Genomic DNA, 17175 nt, shown 5'->3' with positions numbered 1-17175 from the left:
AAGTGGCAATTAATATAGATTTAAAAGAAAAAAGTTATAAAATTTTTATAAATGAACTAGATGAGATAAATTTAAAAGGCAAAGTAGCAATCATTACAAACCAAACAGTTGCTGGACTTTGGCTAAAAGATCTGCTTCCAAAGATAAAATGCGATAACTTGCACATAATTTCAATTCCTGATGGTGAAGAGTATAAAAATTTTAAAACTTTAAATGATATTTTAGAGCAACTCTTTATAGCAAAACTTGATAGAAAAAGTACACTTATATCATTTGGCGGAGGTGTAGTAAGCGATATAACTGGCTTTGCAGCAAGTATTTATGAAAGAGGAATAAATTTTATAAATATCCCAACTACACTTTTAGCCCAAATTGATGCAAGCGTTGGCGGAAAAACAGGCATTAATAATAAATTTGGTAAAAATCTAATTGGTTCATTTCATCAGCCAATTGCAGTTTATTGTGAAGAAAGATATTTATCAACACTTCCAAAAAGGGAATTTAATGCTGGAATTAGTGAAGCTATAAAAATGGCTATTACATTTGATAAAAATTTATTTGATTATTTTACAAAAGATGAGCTAGACTTAAGCTATATAATTAAAAAATGTAACGAAATAAAAGCAAAAGTTGTAAGCCTTGATGAAAAAGAAAGTGGCATAAGAGCAGTTTTAAATTATGGTCACACATTTGCTCACGCTATAGAAAATGAAACAAATTATAAAAAATATCTTCATGGTGAAGCTGTGGCAATTGGTATGAATATGGCAAATCACTTAGCCTTTAAACTTGGTTTAATTAGCATAGATGAGTTAAATTTGATTAAAAAAACTTTGATGAAATTTAACCTTCCTATTAGCTATAAAATAGAAGATGAAAATCTTTTTTATAATTTATTTTTCTTAGATAAAAAGACTAATCTTGGAAAGATAAAATTTATACTTCCAAAAAGTATTGGAAATTTTATCATAAAAGATGATATCAAAAAAGATATTGTTTTAGAAGTTTTAAAAGAGTTTAAATGAGAGTTTTATTTTTATTATTCATAAGTTTTGTAGCTATTTTTGCTGATGTAAATAAAACTGAAAATAGCTTGGATATAAATTTGTCAAATTTGAACCTGGCTCAAACAAAAGAGGCAAATATTACTAAAAATATCATTGAAAATTTGCAAAAAGATGTAAAAAACATAGATGAAACTATAAAAGATAATATTTGGCTTACTCAGTATCAAAATCATCTAAGCTATCAAAAACTCATAAAAGAGAGAGATGAGCTTGAAAGACAGATTAAAAATATAAAAAATAAAGATAAACGAGAAACTATGCTTGATGATATTAAAATTTATGATGAACAAATTTTATTATTAAGCGAATTTGAAAGCATGCCTTTTTCTAGGCTTCTTGAAACAAAAGACATACCTGAGTATAAAAAAATAACAACTCCTTTTACTATTTTATCAGGACTTTCATATATAAAACAGTTAAACTCAGAAAAATATGAGTATAGATCTAAACTTGATCAAATCATGATTTTAGTAGAAAAACTAAAAGAAAAAAATGATATTTTAATGACAATAAATTCATATATTCCAAATGATGAAAATATAACTAAAAGTTTAAGTGAGTTAAATTTTACAATAACTGAGTTTAAATCAGCAAAAAATCTTGGAAAAACAACGTATGATGTTTATGGAAAAAGGATAGATGATAGAATAAATTTAGTAAGATCTGATATTAAAATCCAACTTAAAAGAGCTTTTAGTATCGCAGGTTGGATTATTTTTATACTTCTTTTATCTTTTATATTGAAATTTATAGTTAAAAAATCAATCAAAGACAACGAACGATCATATACGGCAAATAAATTTATAAATTTCTTAAATTTTACCTTAATTATTTTAATTTTAATTTTTGCATATATTGATAATGTTTCTTACTTAGTAACAGTTTTAGGTTTTGCATCAGCTGGTCTTGCGATTGCCATGAAAGATATGTTTATGAGTATGCTTGGCTGGGGCGTTATAATGATAGGTGGAACATTTAGAGTTGGCGATAGAATAAAAGCAAGAAAGGCAAATGGTGAAATTTATGTTGGAGATATCATAGATATTTCGCTTCTTAGAATGACAATTTATGAAGATGTTACAATGACTACAAGAGAAAATAGAAGAGCTGGAAGAATTATCTTTGTACCAAATAATTATATTTTTACTGAACTAATATCAAACTACACTCACAGCGGCATGAAAACAGTTTGGGATGGCATTGATATACTTCTTACTTTTGATAGCAACTATAAAAAAGCAACCTACATAGTTAAAAATATAGCTAGACAATACTCAAAAGGCTATACAGATATAGCAAAAAAACAGATGAATAAATTAAGAACTCAATATAGTATAAAAAGTCCAAGTGTTGAACCAAGAATATTTCATTTTTTTGAACCGTATGGTATTTTAATAAGTATTTGGTATATGACTGATTCTTACGCTACTTTAGGACTTAGAAGCACAATTTCTGGTGAAATTTTAGAAGCCTTTGAAAAAGAAGATGATATTAAAATAGCATATCCAACTCAAACATTACTTTTTAGAAAAGAAGATCTTTTAGAAAGTAAAAAAGAGATGATAAAAAAAGCCTTAAATGAAGAACTTAAAAATAAAGAACTTAGTGATAAAGGATAATAAATTTGAAAATTTACTTTAAAACTTTTGGTTGCAGAACAAATATCTATGATAGTGAAGTGATGAAAAACTCACTTAAAAATCATGAAATTTGCGACGATGAAACAAAAGCTGATGTAATAGTAGTAAATTCTTGCACTGTTACCAATGGTGCAGATAGCGATGTAAGAAATTATATAAATAGAGCTAATAAAAATGGCAAAAAAGTTTTTTTAACAGGCTGTGGTGCGATAAATAGAGGAAAAGAACTTTTTGATAATGGAAAAGTTTTTGGGGTTTTTGGATCTTCAAAAAAAGAAAATATCACTGAAATCATAGAAAAAAATGTCAAATTTATAGATCTTGGGGATATAAATAAAAGTCAAAATAGTATAGTAAAAAATTTTAAAAAATATACAAAAGCTTTTGTTAAAATACAAGAAGGTTGTGATTTTAACTGCAGTTACTGTATAATTCCAAGTGTTAGAGGACATGCTAGAAGCAAAGATGAGTCTATAATATTAAAAGAAGTTTTAAATTTAGCAAATAATGGTTTTAGTGAAATTGTCCTAACAGGAACAAATATCGGAAGTTACGGCAAAGACACAAAAACAAGTCTTGCAAAACTTCTTAAAAAATTAAGCCAAATAAATGGCATCAAAAGAATAAGACTTGGGAGTTTAGAGCCATCGCAAATAGATGATGAGTTTAAAGAGCTTTTAAATGAGAAGTGGCTTGAAAAACATCTTCATATTGCACTTCAGCACACATCAGAAACTATGCTAAAAATTATGCGAAGAAGAAATAAAGCTTTTAAAGATATAGAGCTTTTTAATGAACTTGCTAGCAAAGGATATGCCCTAGGAACTGATTTTATCGTAGGTCATCCAGGAGAAAGTGATAAAATTTGGCTTGAAGCTTTAAATAACTTTAAAAACTTTCCATTAACACATATTCACGCTTTTATCTACTCACCAAGAGATGATACACACTCAGCAACTTTAAAAATAGATGTTGATGGAAAAACAGCAAAAGAAAGATTAAAAACTTTACAAGATATCGTAGAGCAAAATAACTTTGAGTTTAGAAAAAAACACTATAATGAATTAGATGTTTTAGTTGAACAAAAAAATGGAGATTTTTTCACTGGCTTTGATGAATACTACAATAAAATTTACATAAAAAGCGATAAAGATCTTACCCATAACTGGATAAAGGTAAAAAAATATGAGATTGAAAAAAGAGGAAATTTTACGAATTTTTAAGTTAAATAAACTAAATATTACACTGATATTTTTGTTTATTTTAATAGGACTTTTAAGTTTTGTCTATTTTAGAAATGGACCTGTTTATTTAAATTTTAACGAATACAACCAAATTTTAAATAGTAACAAAATTCAAAAAGCAAACATTGATGGCAATAAAATATATTTAAAATTTGATGGCAAAAAATATGTAGTATTAAAAGAGGCTGTAAATTTAAAAGAACTTTATGAAAAAACAAGAATTTATCAAAAAGATGAAACTTCATTTTTATCACAGATGATAGTTTTATTTTTAATATCTTTTTTATTTATTATCATTCTAGACTTTTATCTTAGACAAAAAAAATCTTTAAAAACTCAACTTAAAAAAGCCGAAGCAAATGATAATATAGACTTTTCTAATAGTTTTAAACCTGCTATTTCAAATGTAACTTTAGATGATGTTGCTGGTATTAGCGAAGTTAAAGATGAAATCGTTGAAATAGTTGATTTTTTAAAAAATCCTAAAATTTATAAAAATCTTGGTATAAATTTACCAAAAGGACTTTTAATGGCAGGTCCTCCAGGAGTTGGAAAAACGCTAATAGCAAAAGCAATCGCTGGTGAAGCTGGAGTGCCATTTTATTATGAAAGTGGAGCAAATTTTTCACAAATGTATGTTGGAGTTGGTGCAAAAAAAGTAAGAGAACTTTTTGCAAATGCTAAAAGTAATGCTCCATCAATTATTTTTATAGATGAAATTGATGCTATCGGAAAAAGTAGAGGCGAAGGTAGAAATGATGAAAGAGAAGCTACTTTAAATCAGCTTTTAACCGAAATGGATGGCTTTATTGAAAACTCCGGCGTTATTGTAATAGGCGCAACCAATAAAATAGAAATGATTGATGATGCGCTTTTAAGACCTGGGCGATTTGATAGAAGAGTTTTTATTTCACTGCCAAACTACAAAGATAGAATTGAAATTTTAAAAATTTATTTAAGAGGCAAGAAATTTGATCTTGATTTAAGTAAATTATCAAGGATAAGTGTAGGTTTTAGCGGTGCTGGACTTGCTACTTTTGTAAATGAAGCTATGATTAACGCATTAAAAAGAAAAAGCGAAATTTTAGAATTTGATGACTTTGTAAAAACAAAAAATAAAGTTTTATTTGGAAAGAAAAAAGAGTTAATTTTAAGCGAAAAAGAAAAAGAAATTCAAGCTCTTTATCAAGCTGCAAAAGCAATTAGTGCATATTGGTTTGGTGTAGAGTTTGAAAAAATAAACTTGCTAGAAGATGATTTTTTAAAAGATGATGAAGAAATAGTTTCAAAAAGTATCTTAGAAAACAGACTAAAAGTTTATTTAAGTGGCGTAAATGCTCTTAAAATTTATAAAAATGATAGTTTTAATAACTCAAAATCTGACATTAAAAAAGCACTTGAACTTTCTCATAAGATGATTTTTGAATATTCTATGGGTGAGTTTATTGTGCCAAATCAAAATGAAATTTTAAATATTTTAAATAAAAATGAAAAAGAGATTAAAGAGTTTTTAAGTACCATGCAAAAGCCTTTATTTGAGATAACTAAACATCTTTTTGCATTTGAGACTATCTCAAAAGAGATAATAAGAGATATTTTAAAAGAAAATAACAATTAAGGAAAAAAATGATAAGAGTAGGAATTTTAACTCTTAGTGATAGAGCTAGCAAAGGCGAATATAAAGATATCTCAGGAAATGCCATAAAAGAAATTTTACAAGAGTGGATAACTAATGAGATTGAGTTTTTTTATGAAGTCATACCTGATGATTTTGAGTTGATAAAATCAAATTTGATTAAATTTTGTGATAAGTTAAATTGTGATTTAATTTTTACAACAGGTGGCACTGGTCCAGCCTTAAGAGATGTTACACCTGAGGCAACAGAAGCGATTTGTGATAAAATACTGCCTGGTTTTGGAGAATTAATGAGAATGGAAAGTTTAAAATTTGTCCCAACAGCAATACTTTCAAGACAAACAGCAGGAGTAAGAAACAGAAGTTTTATTTTAAATCTTCCAGGTCAGCCAAAGGCGATAAAAGAGTGCTTAGAGCCTGTTTTTCCTGCTATTCCATACTGCGTTGATTTAATAGGTGGAAATTATATAAAAACAGATGAGTCAAAAATGAAAGTTTTTCGACCAAAAAGTGCAATTAAAAAATAATACTAAATAGTAAGCTTAAAAAACTTACTATTTATTTTTAAATTAAAATTTCAAATACTAACATTTCTAAAAATTTATTATATAAAAAAATATTTTAAATTTTAAACTCTTCCCAAATTGTCTCTTTGTCAAAATCTACATATTCTTTTAATTTTTCTTGTGGTAAAAAGTCCTTTTTATACTCTAAACTTTGACAATTTTTTACATAATATCCTAGATAAATCCACCTTAAATTTAGTTTTTTAGCTATTTCTATCTCATTTAATAGTGAAAATTTACCAAGACTTAAATTTAAATATTCTGGATCGTAATAACAATAAACTGAGCTCAACCCATCATCTGTCACATCAACTAAATCCACACAGATGAGCTTACCATTTTCATCATAATATGATATTTCCTTGCCAAAATCCAAATATCCTAAAATGTATAAATCATAATATTTATAAACATCTATATCATAATATTTCCACTCTCTTTGAAGGCTTTTAAATTTGTGAAATTTTTTGAAAAGCTCCACTCTTTCCTCATCTGCAAAAGGCGTGTGATAAGAAAATCTTATATGTTGATTTTTTCTTATCACCCTTCTTTGGCTTTTGCTTGGCTTAAATTTAAAAGCATCTACTCTAACACTTATGCACTCATTGCAATTTGCACAAATTGGTTTTTGAAAATATCTTCCAAATCGCCTATATCCACGCTTTACTAAAATTGAATTAAGAGATTTATTACACCCTTTAATGTACAAATACTCAGTCCTACTAGGTCTATCTCCCAAATATGGACATAAGCTTTCTAAAGAGCAAAAAGGAGTGATATTTATCAAATTTAAATCTTTTTTATATTTTCATCTTTTGTATATTCTAAAAACTCATTTTGAAGTCTTTTGACTCTTTGTTTAATGCTTTCTTTATCAAATTCAACTTTAAATTCATCATCTTCTGATTTTATTTTTTCTGCTGTTTCTTTTGCATTTTGTTTAAAAGCTTCATTTTTAAGCATATCTTTTTTTATATTTTTTAAATCATCAAAAAAATCATTCATATTTTTATTTTTCCTCTTCTTTTAAATCCTCTTCAAAACGCTTAACAGCCTCAATTATAACCATACTTAAGTCATCTTCTTTTTTAAACTTGTTCTTTTTATTTTTATAAATTTGCATTTTTTCTAAAAGCATTGGAAGATTTTTATCAGTGTATGATGTATCAAAAAATCCTCTTCTAAACTCTCTACTTTGACTAATTGCAAGAAGTAAAGGAAGTGTTGTTGTAACGCCTTCTATACTAAATTCATCCAAAGCTCTTTCAAATTTATTAACAACCAAATCAAAACTTGTACCACTTACAATAAGTTTTGCCAAAAGCGAATCATAATAAGGAGGAATATTGTAATCTCTATATAAATGACTATCAACCCTAACAGAAGGTCCCAAGGCAGGATAATATCCAGTTACTTTTCCAAGAGCTGGAGTAAAGTTTTTTGAGGCATCCTCTGCTACAATTCTAGCCTCTATACAAAATCCTTGAGCTTTTATATCACTTTGCTCAAGATCAAGTATCTCACCAGCTGCAGCCCTTATCTGTCTTACTATAAGATCAACCCCGGTAATTTCTTCTGTTATGCCGTGTTCTACTTGAATTCTAGTATTCATCTCCATAAAATAGAAATTATTATAATCATCTAATAAAAACTCAACAGTTCCAACATTTGTATAATTTACAGCTTTTGCAGCAGCAACTGCTGTAACACCCATAGTTTTTCTTAAATTTTCACTTACTGTTGGACTTGGTGCAACTTCTATTATTTTTTGATGACGACGCTGAATAGAACAATCTCTTTCCATTAAATGAATTATGTTGCCATAATTATCACCTAAAATTTGAAACTCAATATGGCGAGGGTTTATGATAAGTTTTTCCATAAAAACTTCATCACTATTAAAAAATGCTTTTGCCTCTCTTTTACAATCTTCTAAAAGTCTTTCTAAATCCTCTTCTTTATGAACCTCTCTAATACCTCTTCCACCACCGCCACCGCTTGCTTTTAAAATAACTGGATAGCCTATTTGTTGAGCATATCTTTTTATGGTTTCAATATTTTCATTGTTTAACTTTTCAGTACCTGGCACAACTGGAATACCATTTTTTTTCATTAAATATCTAGCTATGTTTTTATTACCCATTTTTCTAATAATATCTGGCTTTGGTCCAATAAAAATAAGTCCCGCATCTTCAACAGCTTTTGCAAATTCATAGTTTTCACTTAAAAAACCATATCCTGGATGTATCGCATCTGCACCACAGTGTTTTGCAACTTCAACTATCCTTTGAGGATCTAAATATCCCTCAAGTGGATGCTCGCCAACTTCATAAGCCTCTGAGGCTATCCTTACGTGTAATGATGAAAAATCAGGCTTTGTATAAATAGCAACACTTTTAATATGTAAATCTCTACATGCTCTAATAACTCTAACAGCTATCTCTCCACGGTTTGCAATAAGAATTTTATGTATCATAATCCAACCTTTTTAAATTTGACACTATATATTAGTAAAAAAAGATTAAAAATATGATAAATTTAGTGATTTTTCTGAATTTTGCTTATTTTAAGTTAAGATTGTGTAAAATACAAACTCTTTTAATTATTTGTGCGCCCTTAGCTCAGCTGGATAGAGCATTTGATTGCGGTTCAAAAGGTCAGAGGTTCGAATCTTCTAGGGCGTACCATTTTATTAGTAAAACCCCATTGAATGCACTTTTAAAGACTTATAAATTTCAAAATTAAATCACTATATAAGGAAACATAATGAAAATCTTATTTTCACCAAGTGAGTCAAAAAACCAAAAAAAAGGAAGCCAGAGTGTTGGAAATTTTATTTTTCCAAATTTAAATGATAAAAGAAAATTTGTTTTAGAAAAATATGAAAATTATATAAATTCTTTAAATATCAATGAATTATCTCAATTTTTTGGCTTAAAAGATGAAAATTTGATAAAGCATTATAAAAGCTCATTTAAAGAAAAAAATGGAATAAAAGCTATTTTAAGATATAGCGGAGTTGCATATAAATCGCTTGATTATGAAAATTTAGAAAATAAACATTATATTGATGAAAATGTGTTAATTTTTTCAAATTTGTTTGGCATTATAAAAGCTAGCGATATTTTACCCGACTATAAGCTAAAACAAGGTGCAAAATTACCAAATTTAAACATTGAAAAATTTTATAAAGATAACTTTTCAAGTAATTTAGACGAATATCTAAAAGATGATGAAATTTTAGATTTAAGAGCTTCGTTTTATGAGAAATTTTACACTATAAAAAAACCTTTTTTTACACTTAAATTTATAAAAAATGGCAAAGTTGTAAGCCATTATGCAAAGCATTACCGAGGTTTAATCTTAAAAGAAATGGCAAAAAATAATATTAAAAGTGTTGATGAGTTTAAAAATATAAATATAAATGAGTTGATTTTATTAGAAATTCAAGAGATAAAAAACAAACAAGAATTTATTTTTGAAATTAAAAACTAAGCTATATTTAAGCTTATAAAAACCGTATTTAGATAAAAATAACACAAATATTGCCTTAAATTCACTCAAATTTGCCTATAAAGTGCAAATTTAGATAAAAAAACATTGTTTTTTTTATAAAAGTATTGTAAAATGGTTCTTACAAAACATCTTATTAAAAGGATAATTCTATGAAAAAAGCAGAATTTATTGATTTAGTTGCTAAAAAAGCAGATATGACAAAAAAAGATACTTCAATTGCACTTGATGCAATACTTGAAGGTATTAAAGAGTGCTTAGTAAAAGGTGATTCAATAAGCTTTATAGGCTTTGGATCTTTTGATGTTGCTGTTAGAGCTGCAAGAGAAGGTAAAGTTCCTGGAACTAACAAAACTTACAAATCACCAGCTACAAATGTTGTTAAATTCAAAGTTGGTAAACAACTTAAAGATGCAGTTGCTGCTTCTAAAAAAGCAAAGAAAAAATAATTTTTTTAGGATGCCTTAAATTTGGCATCCTTTTTTCTACATTTTAAATAATCTTTAAAATATTTTTTGATACAATGGTGCCTTTTAAATGCCCGAGTGGTGAAATTGGTAGACGCACCAGACTCAAAATCTGGCGGAGGCAACTCCGTGCCGGTTCAATTCCGGCCTCGGGCACCACTTTTTAACGATATTCACTTAAATTTAGCTATCTGATTTTTAGTTATACAGTTAGTTATACAATTTTGATTTAATAAAACTGCTCTTACCAATACAACTTCTGCTTTCATTTAATATTTTTAAGGTTTGTTATGCAGATAAGTAGGCTTGTAATAAGCAAGAGAGCTTGTAGGTATAAAAAGTTTCCCAAGATAGCGCTCAAAAAGAGAGCTAAAAAGCTAAATTTAGTTGAGTTTGTAAAGCTTAACTCTTCTTTACTATGCAAAAGAGAGGTGACATTAAAGATAAAAAGAAGCATAGCCACAACTGATGAGAGATATAAAAAATCTATCATCCACACTCTAAAGTTAGCCAAAAACAGCTCACAAACTCCAAGCCCAAAGTAACCTATCGCCATAAAAAGTGTTATTAAAAAATAGATAAAAACATATGCCTTTTTAAGTAAAATGAGATAAAAAAGCTCACGCAATTTGGCAAAAACAACCAGTCCAACAGCTATGGCAAAATAGCCTGAAACACTTTTGTCATATAAAAAAGCTATCATATATAAAAAGATAAAAAAGATAGCTAGGTTTTTATCGATAAAGTTTGGTATAAAAACTGCATCTTTTATCTCTTTTAATGCCTTGTTTGCGATGACTAAGCTAATCTTAAAGCCAACAATCAAAAGTAAAATTAAGTTTAAATGTAAAAAAAGCTCACTAAATTTCTCATCATAGTTTAAAAAGAGCAAAACTTCAACCAAAAAAAAGCTAAAAAGGCTAAAAGCTATGCTAATGTTTGCTAAATTGCCATCTCTTATCATCAAAAATAGTGCAACAATAGCAAAACTAAGCCAAAAGACTCCAAGTAACAAATATGATAAATTAAGTGCAAAAAAAGATAAAAACAAAGCTAACAAAATGGCAAAATAAAAGGTTATTTTCACTAAAAATAGGGATTTTGTGTAGTTATGCCACGACTTTAAGGCAGTTAGCAAAAAGCCGCTATATGCAAAAGCTGGTGCAATATGCAAAAAGATAAATTTATAGATATCCATCTTTGCCAAGGCAAAACAGACCCCTAGCATCATAGCAACGCAAGATGAGATATAAAATAGTCTCATTGAGTTATTAAAATATCTAGTCATAGTAGATTGTTTCCTTAAATTCGCTATTGATAACGTTTTGTATAAAAGTCATCTCTCTGTTTTTAAGACTTTGCTCAATCTCTAAAATTTTATAAACTTTCATTCCTTTTTTGGTCAAAAAGTTGATTTTATGGCTAAGCAAAACAGCTTCATACCTATCATGAGTTACCAAAATGCAAGATAGCTCTTTTTTCTCTACTTTTTGGATTATTAAATTTACTAGCAAATTTTTTAAGTCCATATCAAGTCCGCTAAATGGCTCATCAAGAAGCATTAAATCAGGCTTTGATAGATATGCTCTCATAAAAGCAACTCTTTTTGCCATGCCGCCACTTAACTCATTTGGATATTTGTAAAGATCTCTTTTTTGAAAACCGACCATTTTTAAGTGATAATATATCTCATCATCACCAACATCGCTTGCACACAATCTGATATTTTCTAAAACATTTAAGTTGTTTAAGAGGCGATTTTCTTGAAAAAGATAGGTGGTTTTTTCAAATTGGTTTATTATCTCACCTTTTTTAGGCTTTTCTAACTGGCTAATTAGCCTTAAAAGCGTCGTCTTTCCACAACCTGAAGCTCCAAAAAGAGTATAAATTTCTCCACTTTTCATTTGAAAATTAAAATCTTTTATAATTATTTCATTTAAAATATCATATCTTAAATTTCTAACTTCAATCATCTTCATTTTAGCTCTTTTTGCCACGGTATTAGGATTATTGAGAGTGGCTTAATAACTAGATACTCGATAAAGGCGCTAAAGAGTAGGATTATTAGGACAAATGCCATTGTATCTACACTATCTAGCATAACTCTTGCATCGGCTATCTTCGCCCCTATGCCGCTATTTGAGCCCAAAAGTTCTGCCATAATTGTTATCTTAACAGCAACAGCAACAGCAAGGCTTAAACTAGACAAAATGTATGGCAAAAGATGTGGCACATAGAGAAACTTAAGCTTTTTTAAAAAGCCCAATTTATAAGCCTTAAAGACTTCAGCGCTCTCTTTGCTTATGCTAACAACGCCCAAAAGTGTGTTTGCAAATGTTAGTGGCGTTGTTACCAAAATAGTTGTAAAAAGCGTGCTAACATCGCCAAACCCAAACCAAAAAAGTGCCATTACTATCCAAACAATTGGTGGCATTGAGAGCAAAATAGAGATTATTGGTCTTAAAAAGACTCTCATAGTTTTAAAGCAACCTGCAATTAAGCCAAGAGTTATGCCAATTATCGATGAGATAAAAAATCCCAAGAAAAAACGATAAAATGTCACATCTATCTCATTTTCTTTGAAATTTAAGATAAGAAAATAGGCTCTTTTAAATGCCTTTTCGGGACTTGGAAGTAAAAATTCATTTAAATTTAAGCTAACAAACTTCCAAACCCCTATCAAGACAAAAATAACTCCGATACTTAAAAATCCGCTATAAAGATAGTCAAATACCCTTATAATTGGATGGCGATCTTTTGCTATGCCATCTATTTTTATCATATAAAAAAGCTCTTATCTGGCAGTTTTGAGCCGATTAGCTTTGGATTGAACTCCATGATGATTTCAAAAAATTTCATCGCTTCATCTTTGATATCTCTTGCTCTAGTTACACTTAAATTTGCACTTTCTAAGCTTTGAGCAATCGCTGGAATAGGCGCTGGTAGGTAATTTGAGCCAATGTTTGCAGCGCTTTGTTTGTTACTCATAATCCACTTTAGCGCATCTTCCAAGTCGCTTTGCAAGATATCAAACAGAGCTCTGTTTTTATCATAATAATCCACATCTACAATAATGCCTGCTTGCGGAATTAGCGGCTTTGTCTTAAAGGCTTCACCCCAAAAATCCAGAAAATCAAATGCTTTGTAGATGGAAAGGCCTCTCTGCTTACCTCTAAGAATAGTTACACTTGCCATTGGTTCTGGCAAAAAAGTCGCATCATAATCTTTTGTCAAAAAGTGCGTAACAGCCTCTGGTGGCGTCGCTGTATAAGAGATATCTATCTTGGAGATATCGATATTTAACTTTCTAAAAAGCGCCCTAAAGACAATATCTGGCATATCGTTTTTAAAGGGCATTATGAGCTTTTTGCCGATCAGATCCTCTGGAGCTTTTACACTCTTGTCTTTTACCATAAGACTATTTATGCCATTTGTTAGGTTGTTAAACATCGCGACATTTTGCCCTTGATTTCTTAAATTTACAGCTACATTTGAAGGGCTCATCATCACTTTAAATTTACCGCTTGCAACGCCTGCTCTAAGTTGATCTGGGTTTTTCCAAATTTCTAAGCTTGTACTAACTTCTCTATTTATCTTGCCTTGCAAAAGCCCAACCGCTATAACTATGCTTGGAAGTGCAGGTGCACCATAAATAGTAAAACTCTCTTTGGCAAATAAATTTGGTGCAAACATAGTTGCCATCAAAGCCGAACTAGTGGTTAAAAACTCTCTTCTTTTCATAAAATATCCTTTAAAAACTTGCGTGAAAACTCATATAAAAGACTCTTCCTGGAGCATTTATAGTCGCACTATCCAAAGCCTCAACATGCTCACCTGTAATAAACTCAGCATACTCTCTATCAAAGAGATTATTTACGCCCAACCTAAGGCCAAATTTATCTTTGACATTAACTCCGGCGTAGAGATCAAGAGTGGTAAAATCGCTATTTTTGCTATCAATCCCAAGCCCTGTTTTTTTGTCAAAATCGCCTCTATTTTGCTTTGCAACATATCTAATAGCAGAGCCTATATTGTAGCTACCAAAAGTTGTATAATCCATATAATCCAAATTTAAAAGCGCTTCAAAGGGGCGGATTTGATAGAGCGCTCTTTTGTCATCATCGTTTTGTCCATATTTATAAGTAAGATTTAGTGAAGTGGCAAAATTTGGAGTGAAATTTAACTTTGTATATAAGTTTGTACTATATATGGTCGCATCAACATTTCTAGTAACGATACCGCCATTTTTGGCAACAACTCCGCTCTGACCTCTTGCTCTATCAAAAATAATCAAGTCCTTTACCTTGTCTGCCATAACGTATCCGCCAAAGTTTAGTCCAACTCTATTTAATGAGTCTAAATAACTTTTATAAAATTTACTTTTGACATCGAAGCTAAATTTGATGAAGTTGTGAATCTCAGGCTCTAAGTGCGGATTGCTAATCTTGGAGTTTTGTGGCATTGCTGGAGCAAAAAGCGCTGAAAATCTCTCTGGATTGCTAGGAAGTCTTGAAATCCTAGCTAACTCAACACTATAGCTTTCCAAATTCAAAGGCCTAAAATCATATTTAAATTTCACGTTAAAGAGATTTTGTTTTATGCTACCATCAAAATCAACTCCATAAGTTTGTCTCCATAAAGCCTTTGGGCTTGGAAAAAAAGTGCCACTAACTCTGGGATTTGGTATCATTGCGTCAAATTTCTTTGCCTTAGCGTCGTTGTGGATATATTCAAAACCTAAAGAAAACTTATGATTTTGGCTTGGCTCATAGCTTGTAGAGTTGTAAATTTTATATGTTTTTTGCACAACATCTGGAAAGCGATATCCATTTAAAACATCCCTATTTGGAGTCTTTAGATATCTTTTTGCGATGTGATCATCATAGGCAAAGCTGCCTCCAAAACTGTTGTGAAAACTATCTAAATCTCTCTCATAACTAAGTAAAAATTCATAAATATCGCGTCCTACATCAACAAAAACTTTATTTTTAGCTGCCTTTCTTAAAGAAAAGTTGTTGGACTCTCTTTTTAGATGAATATGGCTTAAGTCAAAAAGAACTGTATTGCTTAAATCCTGCTCGCCAACTCTTGTCTTAAATTTGGTGATATATCTTTCTGTTTTGATGGCGTCTGCTGGGTTGTGCGGCTGTTTGTCATCATCGATATTATCATGTATAAAAACCAACCTATGCTCCAAAAACTCATTTGGTAGATAGCCTAAAATAACAGCTTGATTAAATCTCTCATATCCAAACCAAACTCTGTTGCCGCCGCCATCTTTGTAGCTATTTGCCTTTGTATGGTTGATGTTTAAATTTGTATAGAAGTTGCCACCGCGGTATTTAAAAAGCGCTGAATTGTAAAAACTTTTTCCATAAACTCCCGAACTTATATGAAACTTATCTAAATTTCTATAAACCAAACTTGAAGTGGAAAAATAGTCTTGGCGATTTGGACGATCAAATTGATTTTCCACCATATAACCTTGCGCTATATTTGGCGCTATGGGCTTTGGCGGCGAAAAGCTCTTTAACGGGCCAACTTGAGTTGTGCTGGCTAAATTCTCAGCCATCAAAATAGAACTAAGCGTTAGTGATAGTAAAACTGCTCTTTTCATAGCTAAACTCATAATTTAGTCTATAACCAAAACTAACATCATCTTAAATTTCGTTATGGCTGTTACATTGTGTTTGATATTTTTAGGAAACACGATTTGCTCTTGCTCTCCTATCTCAAACTCCTCATCCCCAACCATAACTTTGGCTCTGCCCTCCAAAGGCACAACCAATGCATCTCCTGGCGCAGAGTGAGGCTTTAGTCCCTCATTGGCGTCAAAAGACATAAGCATCATTTTCATATTTTTTGTGCTAGCAATATCCAAATTTGAGATGGCGCCATCTACATAATCAATCATATTTTTAAGTTCAATGACTCTACCTTTTTCTAAATTTTTCATCTTTTCCTCCGTTAAATTTATCGTAATTTCTAAAAAAATAGTCTCTTTGATAGCCTCTATACAAAATGGCTCCATAGGAAGACAGACCAAACTATCGCCAACCTTAAGGCGCTTTTTTGCTATCAAAACCTCGCCCTCTAAGATGAGATAAAATTTATACTCAAAATAGAGCTCTGTGCTAATATCTGTCTTTTCATCCATATAAAAAAGAGAGATATCAAATTTGGAGCTAAGTCTTTTAGAGATAGTTTGGTGCTTTACATGAGGCAGCTGTTTTGTTAGGCTAATTTTTTTGCCAATAGCTAAATTTCTCATACTTTATATCTTTTTTGAAACAATTGCTATGTAGTTTATGCTCTTGTTGCTTGTAGCTTTTAGCATTTTGGAAAACTGCTCTTTGTTCTCCTCTTTTTGTGCATTTTTATAAAACTTAGCAGCATTTATGGCACCCTCATCTTTGATAATTGTCTCTTTATCTAGCAAAAGAAACCTACCCATTTTAAAACTTTGCACCTTAAAACCATTTGACTCAAACAACGAAAACCAATCCTCTTTTGTAAGTGGATAGGTGTTTATATTGACAGCTTGTGAGAGCTCTTTTTTTATAGAACTATCTACTATTGCGATGTCGTGAGTTAGCAAAAGTCCGTCTTGCTTTAAAACTCTGTGATATTCCAAAACAGCTCTTTTTTTGTCGTTTGGATTTAACATAGTAAGCATTGCTTCATTGATGACGATATCAAAGGTCGCATCTGGAAATTTTAGATCTTTAGCGTCCATATTAAAAACTTCAATCTCCTTTTCAAAGCCCAATAAATTTAAGTTTTGTCTGCACTCCTGCAACGCTTCATCGTCCAAATCTATGGCCTTTACATCGCACTTATACTCATTATATATGCCAATTATGTTGTCTGCGTGGTTGCAGCCTACTTCTAAAATTTTGCTGCTTGGCTGAATGTTTGCCTCATTTAAAAGCCACTTTGTAGTAACTCCGCCACCTGGTCTAAGTTTGGTTCTGCCTAAATTTTTCATAAAAGTATGACCCAAAATTCTACTACTCATCTCTATCCTTTCAAATTAAATTTG

17 protein-coding genes and 2 tRNA genes are annotated in these 17175 nt (G+C 30.3%); 9 read left to right on the top strand and 10 right to left on the bottom strand.

Going from position 1 to position 17175, the window contains the following annotated elements; translation table 11 throughout:
* Positions 1-2 precede the first annotated feature (2 nt).
* The 5 genes from aroB to mog are packed head-to-tail and all read left to right on the top strand — an operon-like array spanning position 3 to position 6114.
* Positions 3-1025, top strand: a complete 1023-nt coding sequence (aroB, locus tag HMPREF9309_RS05770; protein ID WP_016646981.1) for a 3-dehydroquinate synthase — start codon at positions 3-5, stop codon at positions 1023-1025.
* Positions 1022-2686, top strand: coding sequence for a mechanosensitive ion channel family protein (locus HMPREF9309_RS05765; protein ID WP_016646980.1), 1665 nt, complete (start codon positions 1022-1024; stop codon positions 2684-2686). Before aroB ends, HMPREF9309_RS05765 begins: the two co-directional genes overlap by 4 nt.
* Positions 2686-3930 carry a tRNA (N(6)-L-threonylcarbamoyladenosine(37)-C(2))-methylthiotransferase MtaB gene (gene mtaB / locus HMPREF9309_RS05760; protein WP_231370851.1) on the top strand — a complete coding sequence of 415 codons (1245 nt, stop codon included), beginning with the start codon at positions 2686-2688 and terminating at the stop codon, positions 3928-3930. The genes HMPREF9309_RS05765 and mtaB overlap by 1 nt, the downstream gene beginning before the upstream one ends.
* A complete protein-coding gene (locus HMPREF9309_RS05755) occupies positions 3893-5569 on the top strand; it encodes an AAA family ATPase (RefSeq protein WP_016646978.1) in 1677 nt (558 codons plus the stop codon). Before mtaB ends, HMPREF9309_RS05755 begins: the two co-directional genes overlap by 38 nt.
* Positions 5570-5577: 8 nt before the next feature.
* Positions 5578-6114, top strand: a complete 537-nt coding sequence (gene mog / locus HMPREF9309_RS05750; protein ID WP_016646977.1) for a molybdopterin adenylyltransferase — start codon at positions 5578-5580, stop codon at positions 6112-6114.
* A gap of 94 nt (positions 6115-6208) precedes the next feature.
* Here the strand turns inward: mog and HMPREF9309_RS05745 are convergent, their stop codons facing one another.
* Genes HMPREF9309_RS05745 through HMPREF9309_RS05735 form a run of 3 tightly spaced genes read right to left on the bottom strand, consistent with a single transcriptional unit; the run spans position 6209 to position 8629 of the window.
* The gene (locus HMPREF9309_RS05745; RefSeq protein ID WP_034907887.1) at positions 6209-6940 is read right to left on the bottom strand and encodes an arginyltransferase; all 732 of its coding nucleotides are present in this window, start codon (positions 6938-6940) and stop codon (positions 6209-6211) included.
* 2 nt (positions 6941-6942) lie between these two features.
* Entirely contained in the window at positions 6943-7158 is a 216-nt protein-coding gene (locus tag HMPREF9309_RS05740) for a hypothetical protein (protein ID WP_016646975.1), read from the bottom strand.
* Positions 7159-7162: 4 nt separating this feature from the next.
* Positions 7163-8629: an acetyl-CoA carboxylase subunit A gene (locus tag HMPREF9309_RS05735; protein ID WP_016646974.1), complete on the bottom strand. Its 1467-nt coding sequence runs from the start codon at positions 8627-8629 to the stop codon at positions 7163-7165.
* A gap of 134 nt (positions 8630-8763) precedes the next feature.
* On the opposite strand from HMPREF9309_RS05735, the gene HMPREF9309_RS05730 reads away from it, so the two are divergent.
* The 4 genes from HMPREF9309_RS05730 to HMPREF9309_RS05715 all read left to right on the top strand — a co-directional run bounded on the left by HMPREF9309_RS05730 (position 8764) and on the right by HMPREF9309_RS05715 (position 10292).
* A tRNA-Arg gene (locus HMPREF9309_RS05730) sits at positions 8764-8840 on the top strand.
* Positions 8841-8919: 79 nt separating this feature from the next.
* Positions 8920-9648 (top strand): YaaA family protein, encoded by a 729-nt coding sequence (locus HMPREF9309_RS05725; RefSeq protein ID WP_016646973.1) that lies wholly within the window; start codon positions 8920-8922, stop codon positions 9646-9648.
* 170 nt (positions 9649-9818) lie between these two features.
* Entirely contained in the window at positions 9819-10115 is a 297-nt protein-coding gene (locus tag HMPREF9309_RS05720) for an HU family DNA-binding protein (protein WP_016646972.1), read from the top strand.
* A gap of 90 nt (positions 10116-10205) precedes the next feature.
* A tRNA-Leu gene (locus HMPREF9309_RS05715) sits at positions 10206-10292 on the top strand.
* A gap of 106 nt (positions 10293-10398) precedes the next feature.
* Here HMPREF9309_RS05715 and HMPREF9309_RS05710 read toward each other — a convergent pair.
* From HMPREF9309_RS05710 to HMPREF9309_RS05680, 7 genes are read right to left on the bottom strand one after another with little or no spacing between them, the layout of a single operon-like run.
* On the bottom strand, positions 10399-11421 hold the full coding sequence (locus tag HMPREF9309_RS05710; protein WP_016646971.1) for an NnrS family protein: 1023 nt from the start codon (positions 11419-11421) through the stop codon (positions 10399-10401).
* Positions 11414-12112, bottom strand: a complete 699-nt coding sequence (locus HMPREF9309_RS05705; RefSeq protein ID WP_016646970.1) for an ATP-binding cassette domain-containing protein — start codon at positions 12110-12112, stop codon at positions 11414-11416. The genes HMPREF9309_RS05710 and HMPREF9309_RS05705 overlap by 8 nt, the downstream gene beginning before the upstream one ends.
* The gene (locus HMPREF9309_RS05700; protein ID WP_016646969.1) at positions 12109-12915 is read right to left on the bottom strand and encodes an ABC transporter permease; all 807 of its coding nucleotides are present in this window, start codon (positions 12913-12915) and stop codon (positions 12109-12111) included. Before HMPREF9309_RS05700 ends, HMPREF9309_RS05705 begins: the two co-directional genes overlap by 4 nt.
* Positions 12912-13874 (bottom strand): ABC transporter substrate-binding protein, encoded by a 963-nt coding sequence (locus tag HMPREF9309_RS05695; RefSeq protein WP_016646968.1) that lies wholly within the window; start codon positions 13872-13874, stop codon positions 12912-12914. The genes HMPREF9309_RS05700 and HMPREF9309_RS05695 overlap by 4 nt, the downstream gene beginning before the upstream one ends.
* A 10-nt stretch (positions 13875-13884) precedes the next feature.
* The gene (locus HMPREF9309_RS05690; protein WP_016646967.1) at positions 13885-15750 is read right to left on the bottom strand and encodes a TonB-dependent receptor; all 1866 of its coding nucleotides are present in this window, start codon (positions 15748-15750) and stop codon (positions 13885-13887) included.
* Between the two features lie 15 nt (positions 15751-15765).
* Positions 15766-16404: a cupin domain-containing protein gene (locus HMPREF9309_RS05685; RefSeq protein ID WP_016646966.1), complete on the bottom strand. Its 639-nt coding sequence runs from the start codon at positions 16402-16404 to the stop codon at positions 15766-15768.
* A 3-nt stretch (positions 16405-16407) separates the two neighbouring features.
* Entirely contained in the window at positions 16408-17151 is a 744-nt protein-coding gene (locus HMPREF9309_RS05680; protein ID WP_016646965.1) for a class I SAM-dependent methyltransferase, read from the bottom strand.
* Positions 17152-17175 lie beyond the last annotated feature (24 nt).

This window comes from Campylobacter ureolyticus ACS-301-V-Sch3b (assembly GCF_000413435.1).
GTDB lineage: Bacteria > Campylobacterota > Campylobacteria > Campylobacterales > Campylobacteraceae > Campylobacter_B > Campylobacter_B ureolyticus_A.
This window is presented reverse-complemented; position numbering and strand designations above follow the sequence as displayed.